This is a genomic window from Nafulsella turpanensis ZLM-10 (genome assembly GCF_000346615.1).
In the GTDB taxonomy this organism is placed as follows: domain Bacteria; phylum Bacteroidota; class Bacteroidia; order Cytophagales; family Cyclobacteriaceae; genus Nafulsella; species Nafulsella turpanensis.
The window spans coordinates 12,021-27,872 of record NZ_ANNU01000017.1; the positions used below are offsets into that span (position 1 = coordinate 12,021).

The window sequence follows — 15,852 nt, forward strand, 5'->3', positions numbered from 1 at the left end:
GTTTTTACACAAGTTTTAAGTGTTGCTTACTTCTTAAACTCGTTAATCGTTTTTTCAATAATATCGCAACACTCATGGAGCTGCTCCTCCGTCATCACCAGTGGAGGGGCAAAGCGAATGATATTTCCATGGGTTGGTTTTGCCAGCAATCCGTTTTCCTTCAGAGCCACACACAAATCCCAGGCGGTAGAGCTGTCTTCCGAATCGTTTATTACCACTGCATTCAGCAGGCCTTTGCCACGCACCAGTTTAACCAGGTCGGATTTTTCGACCAGCTCCTGCATACGCTCGCGGAATAGCTTACCAAGTTTACGAGCATTTACCATTAGCTTTTCGTCCTGCACTACATCCAGCGCAGCCATGGCTACTTTACAGCCAAGCGGGTTACCACCAAAGGTAGAACCATGCTGCCCCGGCTGAATCACCTCCATTACCTCATTATCGGCCAGCACAGCTGAAACCGGGTAAACACCTCCGGAAAGCGCTTTTCCTAGAATGAGGATGTCGGGCTTAGTATAGGTAGGCTGGCGCTCACACTTATTTTCGCAGCTACAGTCTCCACAAACAGCCAAAAGGCTTCCGGTACGGGCAATCCCCGTCTGCACCTCATCGGCGATAAATAAAGCATTATGCCGATGGCAGGCCTCCTTGGCACGACGCACAAAATCATTGGCAGGCGTGTATACCCCTGCTTCACCCTGAATGGGCTCCACAAGCAGGCCAACTACATTTTTCTCTTCCTTCAGCACCTTTTCAAGCGCTTCAATATCGTCGTAAGGAATTTTAATAAAGCCGGGGGTATAAGGCCCGAAGTTTTTACGGGCCACCTCATCGTTCGAAAATGAAATTACCGTGGTGGTGCGTCCGTGAAAGTTATTCTGGCAAACAATTATCTTGGCCTCATTTTCAGGAACACCTCTTTTTTCATAAGCCCACTTACGGCAAACCTTTATCGCTGTCTCCACCGCCTCGGCCCCGGTATTCATAGGCAGCACCTTGTCGAAGTGGAAGTATTCTGTTACATATTTTTCGTATGCTCCCAGCACATCATTATAAAAAGCACGCGAGGTAAGAGTCAGCGTTTCAGCCTGCTCCTTCAGTGCATTTACAATACGAGGGTTGCAATGCCCCTGGTTAACGGCAGAGTAGGCCGAGAGAAAGTCGTAGTAACGCTTTCCTTCCACATCCCACACATATACCCCTTCGCCTTTGGCCAGCACAACCGGCAATGGATGGTAATTGTGGGCGCCGTACTGGTCTTCAAGCTCCATGGCTTGCTTGCTCGAATTAATGGTTGTTTGCATACTGGTAAATTTAAAATATTTAGAAATGTATATCCAGGCGCCGGCTATGCCAGCAAAAAGTCGCACTGGTTTTTTTTATATTTGTATTTTTGAGGAGCGGTAAAGATAGTAAAAACTGCACCGTAGTACAAAAAGAACAGATGAGCAAAAAAAGCAAACCGCAATCGTTACCAGCTCTGCAGGAGGGAGATTTTTATTTTAATGAGCAGGGACTAATGGTCTTTACCGAACAGTACCACCTCCGCAGGGGCTACTGCTGCCGGAGCGGTTGCCGGCACTGCCCCTGGGGGTTTAAGAAGAAATGAAACAGGAAATTGGAAGCCGGAAATTTAGATACCCTTAGATTCAGAAACTGAAGCCGCCAGCCATCCCACTTAGCCTCCTCACCCCCTATTGCTCTGTTAGCCCTTGTCCATGACTCAAATCTTCCATCTAAATTCTCCTGCAAGCTTTGCTTTTATAAAAACATTTCCGATATTTGCAGACTAATTTGAAGAAATAGTATTTACGAATTGGATTAAGATATAAGTCATGGCCAGAGTTTGTCAAATTACAGGAAAAAGACCTCGAGTAGGTAACAACGTATCGCACGCGAATAACAAGACAAAAAGAAGGTTTTACCCTAACCTTCAGAAAAAGCGCTTTTACCTGGCGGAAGAAGACCGCTGGATCACTCTTAAAGTGTCGACTTCTGCACTGCGGACTATTAACAAAAATGGCCTGCAGGCTGTATTGAAAAAAGCTGCCGAAAACGGCAACGTACTGGTCTAACTTCTCAGGAAAGCTGATAAAACAAAAGAATAATGGCTAAGAAAGGTAACAGAGTTCAGGTAATCCTTGAGTGCACCGAACAGAAAACTACTGATGTACCAGGAACTTCCCGCTACATCACTACTAAAAACAGAAAAAACACTCCTGAAAGAATTGAGTTGAAGAAATACAACCCAAATCTGAAGAAGATGACTGTTCACAAAGAAATTAAATAATCATGGCTAAGAAGGTAGTAGCAACACTAAAGAACAAAGAGGCTAAAGGATTCGCCAAAGTGATTAAGGCGGTTAAGTCTCCTAAAACCGGAGCATACACATTCAAAGAAGAGATTGTGCCGGTTGACGACGTGAAAGAAGCTTTAAAATAAGCATTCTGCAAAAGCATATAAATTAGTTAAGAAGTCCCGCCTATTCGGGACTTTTTTGTTATATTAAGGCAGTTTAGGTTTAATTTATACAACTATGGGCCTGTTTGATTTTTTCTCTAAGGAAAGTCCGAAAGAAAAAAAGGAAACCTTAGATAAGGGGCTGGAAAAGACCAAAGACAACTTTTTTTCCAAACTTAGCAAGGCAGTTGCCGGCAAAGCCAAGGTCGATGAGGAAGTGCTCGACGAGCTGGAAGAAATTCTTATTTCTTCGGATGTGGGCGTTGGCACTACCATCAAAATAATTGAGCGAATAGAAGAGCGGGTAGCACGCGACAAATACGTAAGCACCGCTGAGCTCGATGAAATTCTTCGGGAGGAAGTAACCGATCTACTCGCAGAAAATAATACCGAAGATCTTGATGACTTTGGCATCCCTGCCGGCATTAAAAGACCTTACGTAATTCTGGTGGTAGGCGTAAATGGCGTAGGAAAAACCACGACCATTGGTAAGTTAGCCGCTCAGTTTAAAGCCCGCGATAAGAAAGTAGTACTGGGGGCTGCCGATACCTTTCGTGCTGCCGCTGTGGACCAGCTCATCCTGTGGGGAGAGCGGGTAGGCGTGCCCGTGGTATCGCATGGTATGAATACCGACCCTGCTTCCGTTGCTTTCGATGCCGTTAAGCAGGGAATGGACGATAATGCCGATGTGGTTATTATCGACACCGCCGGCCGCTTACACAATAAGGTGAACCTGATGAACGAGCTTTCAAAGATTAAGCGCGTTATTCAGAAATTTGTGCCCGAAGCACCACACGAAGTACTGCTGGTGCTCGATGGCAGCACAGGACAGAATGCAGTGAACCAGGCCCGCGAGTTTACCAAAGCGACAGAAGTTAGCTCCCTTGCCATTACCAAACTCGATGGCACCGCTAAAGGTGGAGTGGTGATTGGTATATCCGACGAGTTTAAAATACCGGTAAAATATATTGGGGTGGGTGAAAAGGTAGGTGACCTGCAGGTTTTTAACCGAAGAGATTTTGTTGACTCCCTCTTTAAAAGATAAAGGTTCCAAACCAAGAAAGAATACGCAGCCGGTTTAAAAGCCGGCTTTTTTTTATCTAAAACATCCCGACATACAAGGGACATTCGACACTAGGTGGGAAAACAGTTGAAGGCAGTTGATAAGCAATGCATCACCTTTTAAAGGATGTAATCTTTTGAAAACAAGACAGCATAAAGTGACCAAACAGGTCCCCAACTGCTTAAAAGCCCAGTGGAATCAGGTAAGACAGGTGATAGCTGAAAGAAAAGTTAGCGCCGTCGCCAACCTTACCAAAACCCGGCACCTCATAGGAGATAAAGGAGTTCTGCTCCTGTACATTTAAGCCAAATTTGTACCGCAGGGTATAGCCCATAAAAAGGCCCTTCCAGATCCTGGCCTTCAGGCCAGCCACCCCCTCAAACCAGAAGGCACTTGTTTGTCGCTCAGGTGTAACCGGAAAAGATCCCCAGGTGGGATCTGAAAAAGAAGTTACCAGCCTTTCCTCGTAAAAGCTTTGCCCATAGCGCAGCCCGATAAAAAGGGCATTAAGGTCATCGTTGTCGGCAACAAAGTTTACATCCGGCCCAATTCTGAAGTAGCTTCCTGAGCTTCGGTAGTCCAGCCCGTCTTCAGACCTGTACCGCCTGCCGGTTCCCCAATCAGCAGAAAGAAGATAACGACCAAAGATAACATCGGCCTTCAGTTCATAAAACCGCCCATCCTGGTCCACTAACTGCCCTACCAGATGAGAAACATCTACTCCTATACGAAGCCCCTGCGGTCGCAAGTCAAACGTACTGTCTTCGGGCACCTCAACATCTCCGGCAGCTGCCGGCACCTCAGGCACCTCCAGGCTATCCTTTTCCAGCAGTGGCTCCTCCTGCCCAAATGCCAGAACGGGCATAAGGCTCAGAAAACAGATAGTTAGTAAACTACTTAAATATTTGCACATCAAGACCTTCGGTAGATTTAAGTTCTGTATTTAAAATACTCACACTATCAAAAGTGCTTTTGGCTATTTCCAGCTGCGAATAGCGGATATCCAGTCCGCATTCCGGCGAAAGTATACTGCCGGTACGTGTATAGGTGAGCTGCAGAGTATCAGTATCATTTTCCCGGGAGCCTTCAAAAATAAAGGTGGTTCTGTTTCCAAGAGGGTTCAGGAGCAGAGGAAGCCCTCCATCCGGGCCAATGGTAAATACACTGTCTGTCTCCACCGTGCTAATTTCTTCAAATGCCACTCTTGCCGGAACAAGCTCCCCTTCTTCCAGATTAAAAAAGCCGGATTCGAGCTGATTGGTAGAAAATGTTTCGCAGGGATTGTCGCTGTAAATGGCGATATCAACTGAGGTGGCGGCGACCTCCAGTTTCTCATTTAGCACCTGCACACTATCGAAGGTGTGGCGGTATACTTCCAGGCCGCTGTACATAATTTCAAGACCACAATCCGGAGATATCATCCGGAAAGCTCTTTCATACTTTACGGCAAGTGTATCGCTAAGCGCTCCATACCCAAAGACGAAAATAGTAGAATCCGATTTAGGGTTCAAAGAAAGGTCCAGCCCCTGAATACCAAAAGCATTCACCTCCTGCCCATCCTGCAGTTCACCAAGGTTTATTCGGTAAAAAATGCTGTCGCTGCCAATGGCTCGTACTTCTTCAAAATTATAAGCACCCGCTACTGCTTCGCCACGCTCGTTCAGCATAAAAAAGCCGGGCCTGAGGCGGTTCGTCGACAAGGAAACGCAGGATTCTTCTGCTTCACAGGCCAGCAAGCCAACTGCCAGCAGAATAACCGACAAAAGGGAACGGATTCGGCAACTGATTTTAATTGATAGCTCTTGCATACAGCGTACAAATTTAAAGGAATATTTTAGTATGGAACGATACCGGAAACCATTCTTACCTATTTTTATGTTATTTTTGCGTTTTGCCGGATTTAGAAGAGGAAAGCTTTGAAAACAAAAACCTTAAGAAAAAATAAAGTCAATATCATTACCATGGGTTGTTCCAAAAACCTGGTCGACTCTGAGGTGCTATTGACACAGCTCAAAGGAAACCAGATTGAGGCCACCCACGAAGCTGAAAATGACGAAGCCAATATTGTAGTTATCAATACCTGTGGTTTTATAGATAATGCCAAGCAGGAAAGCATCGACACCATTCTTCGGTATGTAGATGCAAAGGAAGCCGGGGTGGTAGAAAAAGTATATGTAACGGGCTGCCTGAGCCAGCGCTATAAAGATGACCTGGAAAGGGAAATTCCACAGGTCGATGCCTACTTCGGTACCCGCGATCTTCCCCGCCTCCTGAAAACGCTTAAAGCCAATTATAAGCATGAACTGGTGGGGGAACGAATTCTTACTACCCACAGCCACTATGCTTATATGAAGATAAGCGAGGGCTGCGACCGCCCCTGTTCTTTTTGCGCTATTCCGCTGATGCGGGGTGGCCATGTAAGCCGGCCGATTGAAGAGCTGGTAAAGGAAGCACAAAATCTGGCAAAAAATGGCACCAAAGAACTACTGCTCATTGCACAGGACTCCACCTATTACGGCCTGGATTTATACAAAAAACGCAACCTGGCAGAACTGATGCAGCAGTTGGCCGATGTGGACGGCATTGACTGGGTACGCCTGCACTACGCCTTCCCCACAGGCTTTCCGCTCGATATACTTGATGTAATGCGAGAGCACCCCAATATTTGCAACTATCTCGACATTCCGCTGCAGCATGGCAGCACCAGTGTACTCAAAAAGATGCGCCGCGGTACCACCCGCGAAAAGCAGGAGGAGCTTATCCATACCATTCGCGAAAAAGTACCGGGTATTGCCCTGCGCACCACCTTAATTGCCGGCCACCCCGGCGAAACAGAAGCCGAGTTCCAGGAAATGGCCGATTTTGTGGAAAGGATGCGCTTTGAACGTCTTGGAATCTTCACCTATTCGCACGAAGAAAATACCCATGCCCACAGCATGGAAGACAATGTGCCGGAGGAGGAAAAGCAGGCCCGCGCCAATGAGATTATGGAGTTGCAGGAAGGCATTAGCTTTGAGTTAAACCAGGAAAAGCTTGGAAAAACTTTTAAAGTGCTCATCGATCGCAAGGAAAGCGGCAACTATATAGGCCGCACGGAATTTGATTCGCCCGAGGTAGATAATGAAGTGCTGATAGATGCCAGTCAGCATTACCTGCGCGTTGGCGACTTCGCCCAGATTACCATTACAGAGGCAACGGAGTTTGACCTTTACGGAGAACCCGCCCAATAATAAACCCTGATTCTAGTATATCAAGAGCCGGCTTATGTAGCCGGCTTTTTTGTTTTATACAGATAAAACAGGTATTTTCATTAACTTATTCAGAATCAATATGAAAAAGAATATATTTACTTAAACCCGGTTTCTGCTCCGCTCACCTCCTCCTTCAGCCGGTAGTGAGCGCACAGGCAATAGGCTAAAAGAACCCGGAGTATGAGCATTTTTATGAAAAGATTACCTTTCGTTATCAGTGTTGCCTATTTTTTAATTGCTATCACCTGGTTTATTTTCACTTACCAGGCTTCCCTGTATGGCCCTGTTGCTGAAGAAACTGACTTCCCGCACCTGCTCAACATCCTTCTACTCATCATTCTCAGCAGCTTATTGCTCTATTTTATCGCCCGGGGAAGACCTGCCAAGGTAAAATATTCTGAAGCTCAGTACCACCAGCTATTCGAAGACAATCCACAGCCCATGTGGATTTTTAAGCAGCAGGACCTCGAGATACTGGCCGTCAATACAGCTGCCATGGAAATATATGGCTATAGCCGGGAAGAGTTTACTGGCATGAATCTAAAAGAGCTCATAGCAGACGAAGATGTTCCTCAACTGGAGCAGGCGCTCCTCCAGGCTCCTCCTCTTCGAACCTTTAAAGATAAGCTGGTAATCCGCCATAAAAAGAAAGATGGTGAGTTGTTCTACACGCAAATTTCCTCCCGACAAATTACTTTTAATGGTGTAGCGGACCGGCTGGTACTGGCTCTTAATATCGACGTACAGCACAGGGCTCATCTTAAAATCAAAGATCTTAACCATAAGTTAAAGAACATCCGCAAGGCGCTTTCTGCCTCTTCCATTGTACTAAGACTTAATCGTGAGGGGGAAGTACAGTTTATGAATGGAAAGTTCATCAGCATTTTTCAGATTGGCGAAGAGGATTTTTATCAGCCAAAAATTCATGAAGACATCTGGAACGAGTTTTCACCCATTCGAAAAGCACGTATTGTACACACTGTTCAGCAGGGGCGCATCTGGCAGGGCGAAATAAAGGTTGCTAACAGAGCACAAAAAGCTTTTTGGATTGACACCAAAATAATTCCGGTAAAGAATGACCAGCAGATAATTGAAGAGTTTTTTGTGATTGGTTATGATATAAGCGATAAAAAGAAGACAGAGGAGGCGCTTATCCAACGTGAGCAGCTTTTCCGTTCGCTAATCGATTCCTACAGCAGCTACCTTGTAAGAATAGAGCCGGAAGGAGGTTATACCTATGCCAATCCACGCTTTCTTCAAAAATTCGGTTTTACAATGGAGGAGCTCAAGGCCACCACCTTTGAGCAAATGGTTTTACCCGAAGATCTTGCGGAATACCAAAAGGCAGCGCGCTTTTGCCGGGAAAACCCTGAGCAGATTGTTGTACTGGAAATACCCATGCCAGACAAAGAAGGGAATATTAACTGGAGCAGCTGGGAGTTCGTTGGAATTGCCGGCAAAGAGGGCACAACAAGCGTTATCCAGGGCTTAGGCCGCGACATCAGCCCGCAAAAGAGAGCTGAACTCGACCTCCAGAAGTATACCCGCCGCCTCGACCTTGTACTCGACAGCATTGGCGAAGGCTTTTTTAATATGGACCTGAACTGGAAACTGCTGAAGGTAAATAAGGAATTTGAGCGATTAACAGGTAAAAAAAGAAATGAGGTACAGGGGCTGTACCTGCTCGAAGTGCTTCCATTTATGACCGACAGTCCATTTTACCCCTACCTGGAAGCTGCCCTGGAAGAGGGGGTTCCCATGCGTTTCGAAGAGTACTCCACCCAGCTTAATAAATGGCTGGAAGTGAATCTTTTCCCTTACCAGGATGGCCTCTCCGGCTATTTTAGGGATGTAAGCAAGAAGAAAAAGACTGAACTGGAAGTAAAGCAGGCCCTGCTTCGCTTCGATACTTTAACCAAAGCAACCTACGACACCATATGGGAGTGGGATCTTTTGAAGCAGAAGGTCCGCTGGAACGATGGACTATTCCGCAATTTCGGCTATTCTACAATGGAGGTACAGGATACACCTGAATGGCGGAAGAGTAAAATTCATCCCGATGATTTCGACAGCGTTGTAAATGGCATCCACAACCATATAGAGCAGAAAAAAGGAGCATGGACAGCTGAATACCGCTTTCAGGCTGCCGATGGTAGTTATCGATTTGTACTGGACAGGGGCTACGTTATTTACAACGAGAATGAAATGCCGGTGCTAATGATAGGTGCCATACAGGATATTCACCAGGAACGGGAGTACCAGGAAGAGATTAAAAAACTTTCACTCGTAGCAAGGAAAACCCAAAACAGCGTCATCATCACCGACAAAGATGGCTACATAGAATGGGTAAACGAATCTTTTAGCCAGCTTTGCGGCTATACGCTTGAAGAGGTAAAAGGAAAGAGACCGGGTAACTTTTTGCAGGGCCCACAAACCGATCCCGAAGCCATTACTCGAATTCGCCGCCTGCTGGAGCAGAAAGTGGAATTCTCGGAAGAAATAATAAACTACAGCAAAGATGGAACACCCTACTGGGTACGAATGGATATTTCGCCTGTGCTCGACGAAGATGGTAAGCTCATTAAATTTATAGCGATAGAAACCGATATAACAGAGAGGAAAAAGTTCGAACAAAGACTACAGCAACAGAACGAGCAGTTAAAAGAAATTGCCTGGATCAGCTCTCACGAAATAAGAGGCCCCGTTGCTTCCATTCTAGGCCTTATTAGCCTCTACGACCACGGCTTCCCTGAAGCGTCTTTTAACAAGGAAATTCTCCAGCACCTCCTCAATGTAAGCCAGCAGCTCGATAAAGTAATTCACCGAATCGTGAACAAGACCTTCGAAGTAGACGAGCTGGAGGATAGGAAGCAGGACAGACAGGGAGAGTAGAGCAGGTTTCTTTATATACCTGCCAATAGCTCCCTCCTCTTTTATTCTTTAGCTAACCCAGTCGGCGTACAATCAACTGACTCACAAGGTCGCAGAAATGCTGGGGTTTTAAGGTTCGCCAGTTTTCAATATTCAGGCTGCCGCCAAGGTTAATATAGTTGTCGACATTGTACACCTTCATTTCGTGCTGTACAAAGTCGCGGAAGTTTACGGCTGCAATCCACCCATCTTCCACATCTTCGAACCACTCCTCGTAATAGCAGTCGTCGGAGCCATGGAAGTTCAAGATGTTCTCGCCTATCAGAATATATTTGTTAATTCCGTAACGGGTAAAATGGTCGACGATATTACGTTTCAGGTGCATTATATCATTATTAATGGCATCGTTCCACTCCCCTATAAACTCCATCACCACAAAGCCACGCTCGTAATCGGCAAATAGTATTTTAAAATAGAGCGTTTCCGAGCCGAGGAAGTCCCAGGCAGGATCGATATAGTAATTGTAGATGGTATCGGTATAAAGTTCATAATTATATTCTTTACCGAAATAGGGGGAATACTGGTCTTCATCTACCTGGTAGTATTTCAGCCAGCTATAAAATGGCTCAATCTCGTGCATCTCTCTTCTGGTAATAATCTACTGCTTTGCGGACAGAGCCATGGGCCTGCAACAGCCTGGCGGCTTCCTCCTCTTCGACTCCTAACTCATCCATAATCATCCGGGTTCCGCGCTCTACCAGTTTATGGTTACTTAATTGCATATCAACCATTTTATTGCCCCGCACACGCCCCAGTTGTACCATTACCGAGGTAGAGAGCATATTCAGCACCAGCTTTTGAGCAGTCCCGGCCTTCATGCGGGTACTACCTGTTACAAATTCCGGTCCCGTAATTACTTCTACAGGATATTCCGCTTCAGCAGCCACCGCAGAACCAGGATTGCAGGTAATGGAGCCAGTTAACAGGCCAGCCTCCCGTGCCTTCCGGAGACCCCCGATGACGTAAGGAGTCCGGCCGGAGGCGGCAATGCCCACTACGGTATCTAATGGTACAGGTTTGTAGGGCTCCATATCACGCCACGCACCTTCTTCATCATCCTCGGCAAATTCCACTGCCTTGCGAATAGCGGCATCTCCCCCGGCAATCAGCCCGATAACCCAGTCGTGCGGCACACCATATGTAGGTGGACATTCCGAAGCATCGACAATACCCAGCCGCCCGCTGGTGCCGGCACCGATGTAAAACAGCCGCCCGCCCTGCCGCATCCGCTCAACCACTTCCTTTACCAGCGCTTCTATTTGCGGAAGGGCCTTTTGCACAGCCAGCGGCACACTCTGATCTTCGCGGTTAATATGGTCGAGCAGCTCACGCACGCTCATTTTATCAAGGTTATTATAATTGGAGGATGATTCGGTAATGCTCATGGGGTTATTAACTTTTGCTGTTATACGTTTTTCAGGTAAAAGAGGTAGGATTCCAATCTTATACTGGTACTGGAGTCCGCAGGCCTTCTTCCTTTTCACCAAACTATTTATACAAATATACTTGTCAAATATAAGAGGAAATGCCTGCCGCCTGGTGGGATTTCGGAGCATCTTTTGTAATTTGATGCACTTATTGCAAAAAGATGAAAAAACAAGCCACTACTGCCGCTACCATTTGCGTACATACCGGCACCCAGATAGACCCGGCCATCCAAGGCGCTAACACACCCATACATACCTCCTCGGCCTTTGGCTACCGGGGCACCCCGGAAAATCAGTATCCCCGCTATTACAATACGCCTAACCAGAAGGCCATTGTACAAAAGCTCTGTGCGCTGGAACAGGTGGAAGAAGGCCTGCTCTTTAGCTCCGGCATGGCAGCCATCAGTGCTATTATTTTTGGCCTCCTCCGGCAGGGCGACCACCTGGTGCTATCGAAAGAAATTTACGGGGGCACCTATGCCTTCATCACTAATGAGCTTCCCCGCTTTGGCATAAGCTATACTTTTACCGACACTACTGAACCCGAAAGCTTTGCCGCTGCCCTGCAGGACAATACCCGCCTTATTTATCTTGAAACTCCTTCAAACCCCCTTCTCCGCCTCACAGATGTAGCCGCTGTGACCAGGCTGGCAAAAGAAAGGGGAATTGTTACCGCCATTGACAACACCTTTGCCTCTCCCATAAACCAAAAGCCGGCGGAATTTGGTATTGACCTCATTATGCACAGCGGCACTAAATATCTGGGAGGCCATTCCGACCTCTGCTTTGGAGCCGTGGTGGGCAGTAGCGAATTAATGAAGCCACTGCGCAAGCATGCCATCAACCTGGGCGGCAGCTTAAATGCTGAAACCTGTGCGCTTATTGAAAGAAGCATGAAGACGCTCTCGCTGCGGGTGGAGCGCCAGACTCAAAATGCCCTGGAGGTAGCAGAATGGCTGGAGAAGCAGGAAGGAATTCGGAAGGTGAATTATCCTGGCCTTCCCACCCATCCGCAACACGAGCTGGCACGTCGGCAAATGAAAGGCTTTGGTGCCATGCTCTCATTTGAGCTGGAAGGCGATGCCGCCAGTACAGAAAGATTCCTGGACCGCCTCCAGATGATTCTGCCCGCCCTGAGCCTGGGGGGAGTGGAAAGCCTTATTTGCGCCTCTGCCAAAACCTCACATGTGAAAATGTCGCCCGAAGAGCGTGCAGCCGCCGGCGTTTCCGATACTCTCCTAAGGCTTTCAGTAGGAATTGAAGCCGCTGAAGATATTATTGCGGATATCCGGCAGGCGATGAATGCTTAATTAAGGAATCTCTTCCTTACAGCAGCTCCGCAAAACAATTTATTCACTCTAATTACTTTAAATGCCTTCGCTTAAATATACCGTCAAGAACAAGGCCCGAGCTTTTTATAAAGATTTAACTTTTAATCTTAGCGCCAGTAACAGCCCTCTCTTTATGGCTTATTACCAGCAGTTTTATAAGCCAAAGCAGGGAACCATAGCCGAATTCGCAGACTACTTCTCCAGGAGAAACAGGAATCTGACCGTTATTCAGGTAGGGGCCAATGATGGGTTTAATCATGATCCTATCCATAAGTTTATTAAACGCGACAAGTGGAAGGGCGTACTCCTGGAGCCCCAGAGCGATGTTTACCACCAGTACCTGGAAAGGCTGTACCGGAAGTCAGAAGGCATTCACACCATTAATGCCGCACTGGATTATAAAGATGGAGAGAGTACCATCTACAAAGTAGCTTTCAGTAATGCCCGCTGGGCCACAGGCTTAACCAGTTTTGACCGTTCAGTGCTTGAAAAAGCGGTGCAGTCGGAGCACGTAGCTTCCTGTGCCCGCAAAGAGGGTGTTGAAATACCCGAACGCGTAGAGGATAGAATTAAAGCAGAAAAGATTAAAGCCATCAGTCCGCAAAGCCTTTTACAGCAATACCATATTCAGCACATAGACTGGCTCCAGATCGATACTGAAGGTTTCGACTTTGAGATAATTAAGATGTTCGACATCGGCACCACAAAACCAACGGTAATTGTTTTTGAGCATTTTCTTTTATCAGAAGAGGACAGGCAAAGCTGCTTCGACCTCCTCCACCGGAAAGAATACGAAATTAAAGTGTTTGGACGCGATGTACTGGCCATTAAAAGCCCAACCGGCGAGTATGGCAAGTTCCTCTGAACCATTTCCTTTCTCCCCATAACACTTTGCAGAAGGAGCAAGCTCTCCTCTCCAACCCAGAATTATACAAGATTTGAAATAATTCGACAGAAATTAAAAGACTGCTGCTGAATTAAAAGATACAATTGTTTGTACTACTGCTGAAACCAGAAACAGCCCTGTAGCCGCATTTTACAATTTTAGTTTCTTTTATTATCTTGTTCGCAGACAGGTTCAGGGCTTTTTCCTTAAAAATAATCTTATTTAATAAAATTGGTTCTCATTATGCATCAGGCCAGAATAAAATTTGTAAACAAAGACCGCAGCGAATTCTTTGCTACCCTCAAAAAACGAGTAGATGTTTATTTCAAAGAAAATAAATGCTCGAAGCACGCTAACAGCAGCATGATTGTTAAAACCATTACCCTTCTACTGGCCTATATCGTTCCTTTTATTCTGCTGCTCATTTTCCAGCCTTCATTTGGTTTAAGTATGCTCCTGTGGTTTGTAATGGGTGTAGGGGTAGCCGGAATTGGTATGAGTGTGATGCACGATGCGATTCATGGCGCCTACTCCTCCAAAAAATCTACCAACGAATGGCTGGGCTATTCACTGAACCTGCTTGGTGGCTCTGTTTTTAACTGGAGGCTGCAGCACAATGTATTACACCATACCTATACCAATGTGGTAGAAATGGATGAGGACATACAGGACAAACTGGTACTCCGTTTTAACCCGCATGGAAAGGTAAAGCGGTTCCACCAGCTACAGTGGGTATATGCCTTCTTTTTCTATGGTATATTAACGCTTTACTGGGTACTCCTCAAAGACTTTGTACAGTTCTTTAAGTTTACAAGTAATGGTGTTAATAATGATTCGGCTGCTAAAAATGCAGTTACACTGACAAAAATCATTCTTCTGAAGGTTGTTTATTTCTTCGTGTTACTGGCTGCTCCGGTGCTCTTTTTCGGTATTCCGTTTTCTGAGGTACTGGCAGGCTTCCTGCTGATGCACTTTATCGCAGGCCTAATCCTGACTGTCATTTTCCAGCTGGCGCATACTGTTGAAGGGACCTCCCACCCAAGACCTAACGAGAGCGGAGCCATCGAAAACGACTGGGCCATTCACCAGCTTAATACCACCGTCAACTTTTCCCGTCATAATAAGTGGATCTCCTGGTATGTAGGCGGTTTAAATTTCCAGGTAGAACATCACCTCTTCCCCCGTGTTTGCCATGTGCATTACCCTGCCATTGCCCCCATTGTAAAGCAGACGGCCGAAGAATTTGGTATTCCGTATATGGAAAATGAAACCTTTTTTCAGGCCGTACAATCGCATATTGCTACCCTGCAGCGATTTGGGAAATTGCCCGACCTGAATGAGGCCATTGCCTAAAACAGTGGTCTCCGCGGCACTATACCACTACTCTCCTGCTGCTTTTCCTTTTTCTTTCACCAAATTGACAAAACAGGAATTTTCAGTTATATTCTATTGTTCCGCCTGTATCGGAGCAATTTTCAAACCTTTAAAAAATAGTGAATGATTGAGCAAAATGCCTTCAGAACAATGAAACAGATAACGGATACTCTTTTAATGATTGAGCCCAGCAGCTTTGGATTTAACCTGGATGCCTCGCTCACTAATTCATTTCAGCAGGCGCTGAAGGAGTTCACCCCCTCGCAGGTGCAGGATATTGCCCTGCTGGAATTCCGTAATGCTGTAAATGCTTTGAGAGAGCATGGAGTGGAAGTAGTGGTTATGAAGGATACCCCAGGCTCCGGTACTCCCGACTCGATCTTCCCTAATAACTGGTTTTCCACTCATATAGAAGGGCCCCTCTTTACCTACCCGATGGCTCCCATGAACCGCCGGAAGGAAAGACGGGAAGATATTATTTCGTTCCTGAACGAAACCTACAGGTATAAAGAACATATAAAACTGGAGGATTTCGAATTACAAAACCCTCCGCACTTCCTGGAAGGAACCGGCAGCCTTGTTCTGGACCGCCAGAACAGAATTGCCTATGCAGCGCTTTCCCCAAGAACAATGGAACAGCCCCTGACAGGCTTTTACAACCGCCTTCAGTATTCTCCCCTCACCTTCCGTGCCTACGGGCCTACCGGAGAGCTTATTTATCATACCAATGTAATGATGTGCGTAGGCGAAACCTTTGCTGCAGTAGGTCTTGAAATTATAGATGAACAAGACAGAGGCAAAGTAATTGACGCTCTCCAGGACAGTGGTAAAGAAATTATTGAACTGAGCCAGCAACAGGTACACCACTGCTTTGCAGGCAATATGCTGCAGGTACAAAATCAGCAGGGAGAAAAAATACTAGTCCTTTCCAAAACAGCTTTTGATTCTCTTACAGAGAACCAACTGAACAAGCTGAATATGCATAACGACCACCTGCTTCCTATCCCCATTCATATGATAGAAAAATGCGGGGGAGGCAGTATTCGCTGTATGCTTGCCGAAATATTTAAGCCTTAATCTTATTCTTGAAGAGCCCGCACCCCGGGCTCTTTTTTTCCCATCATCTAAG

Annotated in this window: 16 protein-coding genes; 11 read left to right on the plus strand and 5 right to left on the minus strand. The window is 46.3% G+C overall.

Annotation, left to right across the window (positions count from 1 at the left end; all coding sequences use genetic code 11):
- Positions 1–26 precede the first annotated feature (26 nt).
- The gene (rocD, locus tag F752_RS0107785; protein WP_026135595.1) at positions 27–1,304 is read right to left on the minus strand and encodes an ornithine--oxo-acid transaminase; all 1,278 of its coding nucleotides are present in this window, start codon (positions 1,302–1,304) and stop codon (positions 27–29) included.
- A gap of 140 nt (positions 1,305–1,444) precedes the next feature.
- Between rocD and F752_RS26225 the strand changes: the two genes are divergently transcribed.
- The 5 genes from F752_RS26225 (at position 1,445) to ftsY (ending at position 3,505) form a co-directional block, all read left to right on the plus strand.
- Complete coding sequence (locus F752_RS26225; RefSeq protein ID WP_160164091.1) at positions 1,445–1,609, plus strand: DUF5522 domain-containing protein; 165 nt, start codon at positions 1,445–1,447, stop codon at positions 1,607–1,609.
- A gap of 226 nt (positions 1,610–1,835) precedes the next feature.
- Complete coding sequence (gene rpmB, locus F752_RS0107795; protein ID WP_017731169.1) at positions 1,836–2,075, plus strand: 50S ribosomal protein L28; 240 nt, start codon at positions 1,836–1,838, stop codon at positions 2,073–2,075.
- A 32-nt stretch (positions 2,076–2,107) separates the two neighbouring features.
- Positions 2,108–2,290 (plus strand): 50S ribosomal protein L33, encoded by a 183-nt coding sequence (rpmG, locus tag F752_RS0107800; RefSeq protein WP_017731170.1) that lies wholly within the window; start codon positions 2,108–2,110, stop codon positions 2,288–2,290.
- 2 nt (positions 2,291–2,292) lie between these two features.
- The gene (locus tag F752_RS25760) at positions 2,293–2,442 is read left to right on the plus strand and encodes a DUF4295 domain-containing protein (RefSeq protein WP_017731171.1); all 150 of its coding nucleotides are present in this window, start codon (positions 2,293–2,295) and stop codon (positions 2,440–2,442) included.
- Positions 2,443–2,536: 94 nt separating this feature from the next.
- Positions 2,537–3,505 (plus strand): signal recognition particle-docking protein FtsY, encoded by a 969-nt coding sequence (gene ftsY / locus F752_RS0107810; protein WP_017731172.1) that lies wholly within the window; start codon positions 2,537–2,539, stop codon positions 3,503–3,505.
- Positions 3,506–3,704: 199 nt separating this feature from the next.
- Here ftsY and F752_RS0107815 read toward each other — a convergent pair whose 3' ends face one another.
- Positions 3,705–4,388, minus strand: a complete 684-nt coding sequence (locus tag F752_RS0107815) for a DUF6048 family protein (RefSeq protein ID WP_017731173.1) — start codon at positions 4,386–4,388, stop codon at positions 3,705–3,707.
- A gap of 28 nt (positions 4,389–4,416) precedes the next feature.
- Positions 4,417–5,331, minus strand: a complete 915-nt coding sequence (locus F752_RS0107820) for a DUF6452 family protein (RefSeq protein WP_152425068.1) — start codon at positions 5,329–5,331, stop codon at positions 4,417–4,419.
- A 108-nt stretch (positions 5,332–5,439) separates the two neighbouring features.
- On the opposite strand from F752_RS0107820, the gene rimO reads away from it, so the two are divergent.
- Positions 5,440–6,753, plus strand: a complete 1,314-nt coding sequence (rimO, locus tag F752_RS0107825) for a 30S ribosomal protein S12 methylthiotransferase RimO (protein WP_017731175.1) — start codon at positions 5,440–5,442, stop codon at positions 6,751–6,753.
- Positions 6,754–6,966: 213 nt separating this feature from the next.
- Positions 6,967–9,666 carry a PAS domain S-box protein gene (locus F752_RS0107830; RefSeq protein ID WP_160164092.1) on the plus strand — a complete coding sequence of 900 codons (2,700 nt, stop codon included), beginning with the start codon at positions 6,967–6,969 and terminating at the stop codon, positions 9,664–9,666.
- A gap of 52 nt (positions 9,667–9,718) precedes the next feature.
- On the opposite strand, the gene F752_RS0107835 is transcribed toward F752_RS0107830, so the two are convergent.
- Both F752_RS0107835 and murQ read right to left on the minus strand, forming a co-directional pair.
- Positions 9,719–10,285, minus strand: a complete 567-nt coding sequence (locus F752_RS0107835) for a hypothetical protein (protein ID WP_017731177.1) — start codon at positions 10,283–10,285, stop codon at positions 9,719–9,721.
- Entirely contained in the window at positions 10,272–11,090 is an 819-nt protein-coding gene (murQ, locus tag F752_RS0107840) for an N-acetylmuramic acid 6-phosphate etherase (RefSeq protein ID WP_026135596.1), read from the minus strand. Before murQ ends, F752_RS0107835 begins: the two co-directional genes overlap by 14 nt.
- Positions 11,091–11,293: 203 nt before the next feature.
- Here murQ and F752_RS0107845 point away from each other — a divergent pair, with 203 nt between their 5' ends.
- The 4 genes from F752_RS0107845 (at position 11,294) to ctlX (ending at position 15,800) form a co-directional block, all read left to right on the plus strand.
- Positions 11,294–12,442 (plus strand): trans-sulfuration enzyme family protein, encoded by a 1,149-nt coding sequence (locus tag F752_RS0107845; RefSeq protein ID WP_017731179.1) that lies wholly within the window; start codon positions 11,294–11,296, stop codon positions 12,440–12,442.
- A 61-nt stretch (positions 12,443–12,503) separates the two neighbouring features.
- A complete protein-coding gene (locus F752_RS0107850; protein WP_017731180.1) occupies positions 12,504–13,328 on the plus strand; it encodes an FkbM family methyltransferase in 825 nt (274 codons plus the stop codon).
- Positions 13,329–13,592: 264 nt separating this feature from the next.
- On the plus strand, positions 13,593–14,702 hold the full coding sequence (locus tag F752_RS0107855) for a fatty acid desaturase family protein (RefSeq protein ID WP_017731181.1): 1,110 nt from the start codon (positions 13,593–13,595) through the stop codon (positions 14,700–14,702).
- Positions 14,703–14,873: 171 nt separating this feature from the next.
- Positions 14,874–15,800 carry a citrulline utilization hydrolase CtlX gene (ctlX, locus tag F752_RS0107860; RefSeq protein ID WP_026135597.1) on the plus strand — a complete coding sequence of 309 codons (927 nt, stop codon included), beginning with the start codon at positions 14,874–14,876 and terminating at the stop codon, positions 15,798–15,800.
- Positions 15,801–15,852: the final 52 nt, after the last annotated feature.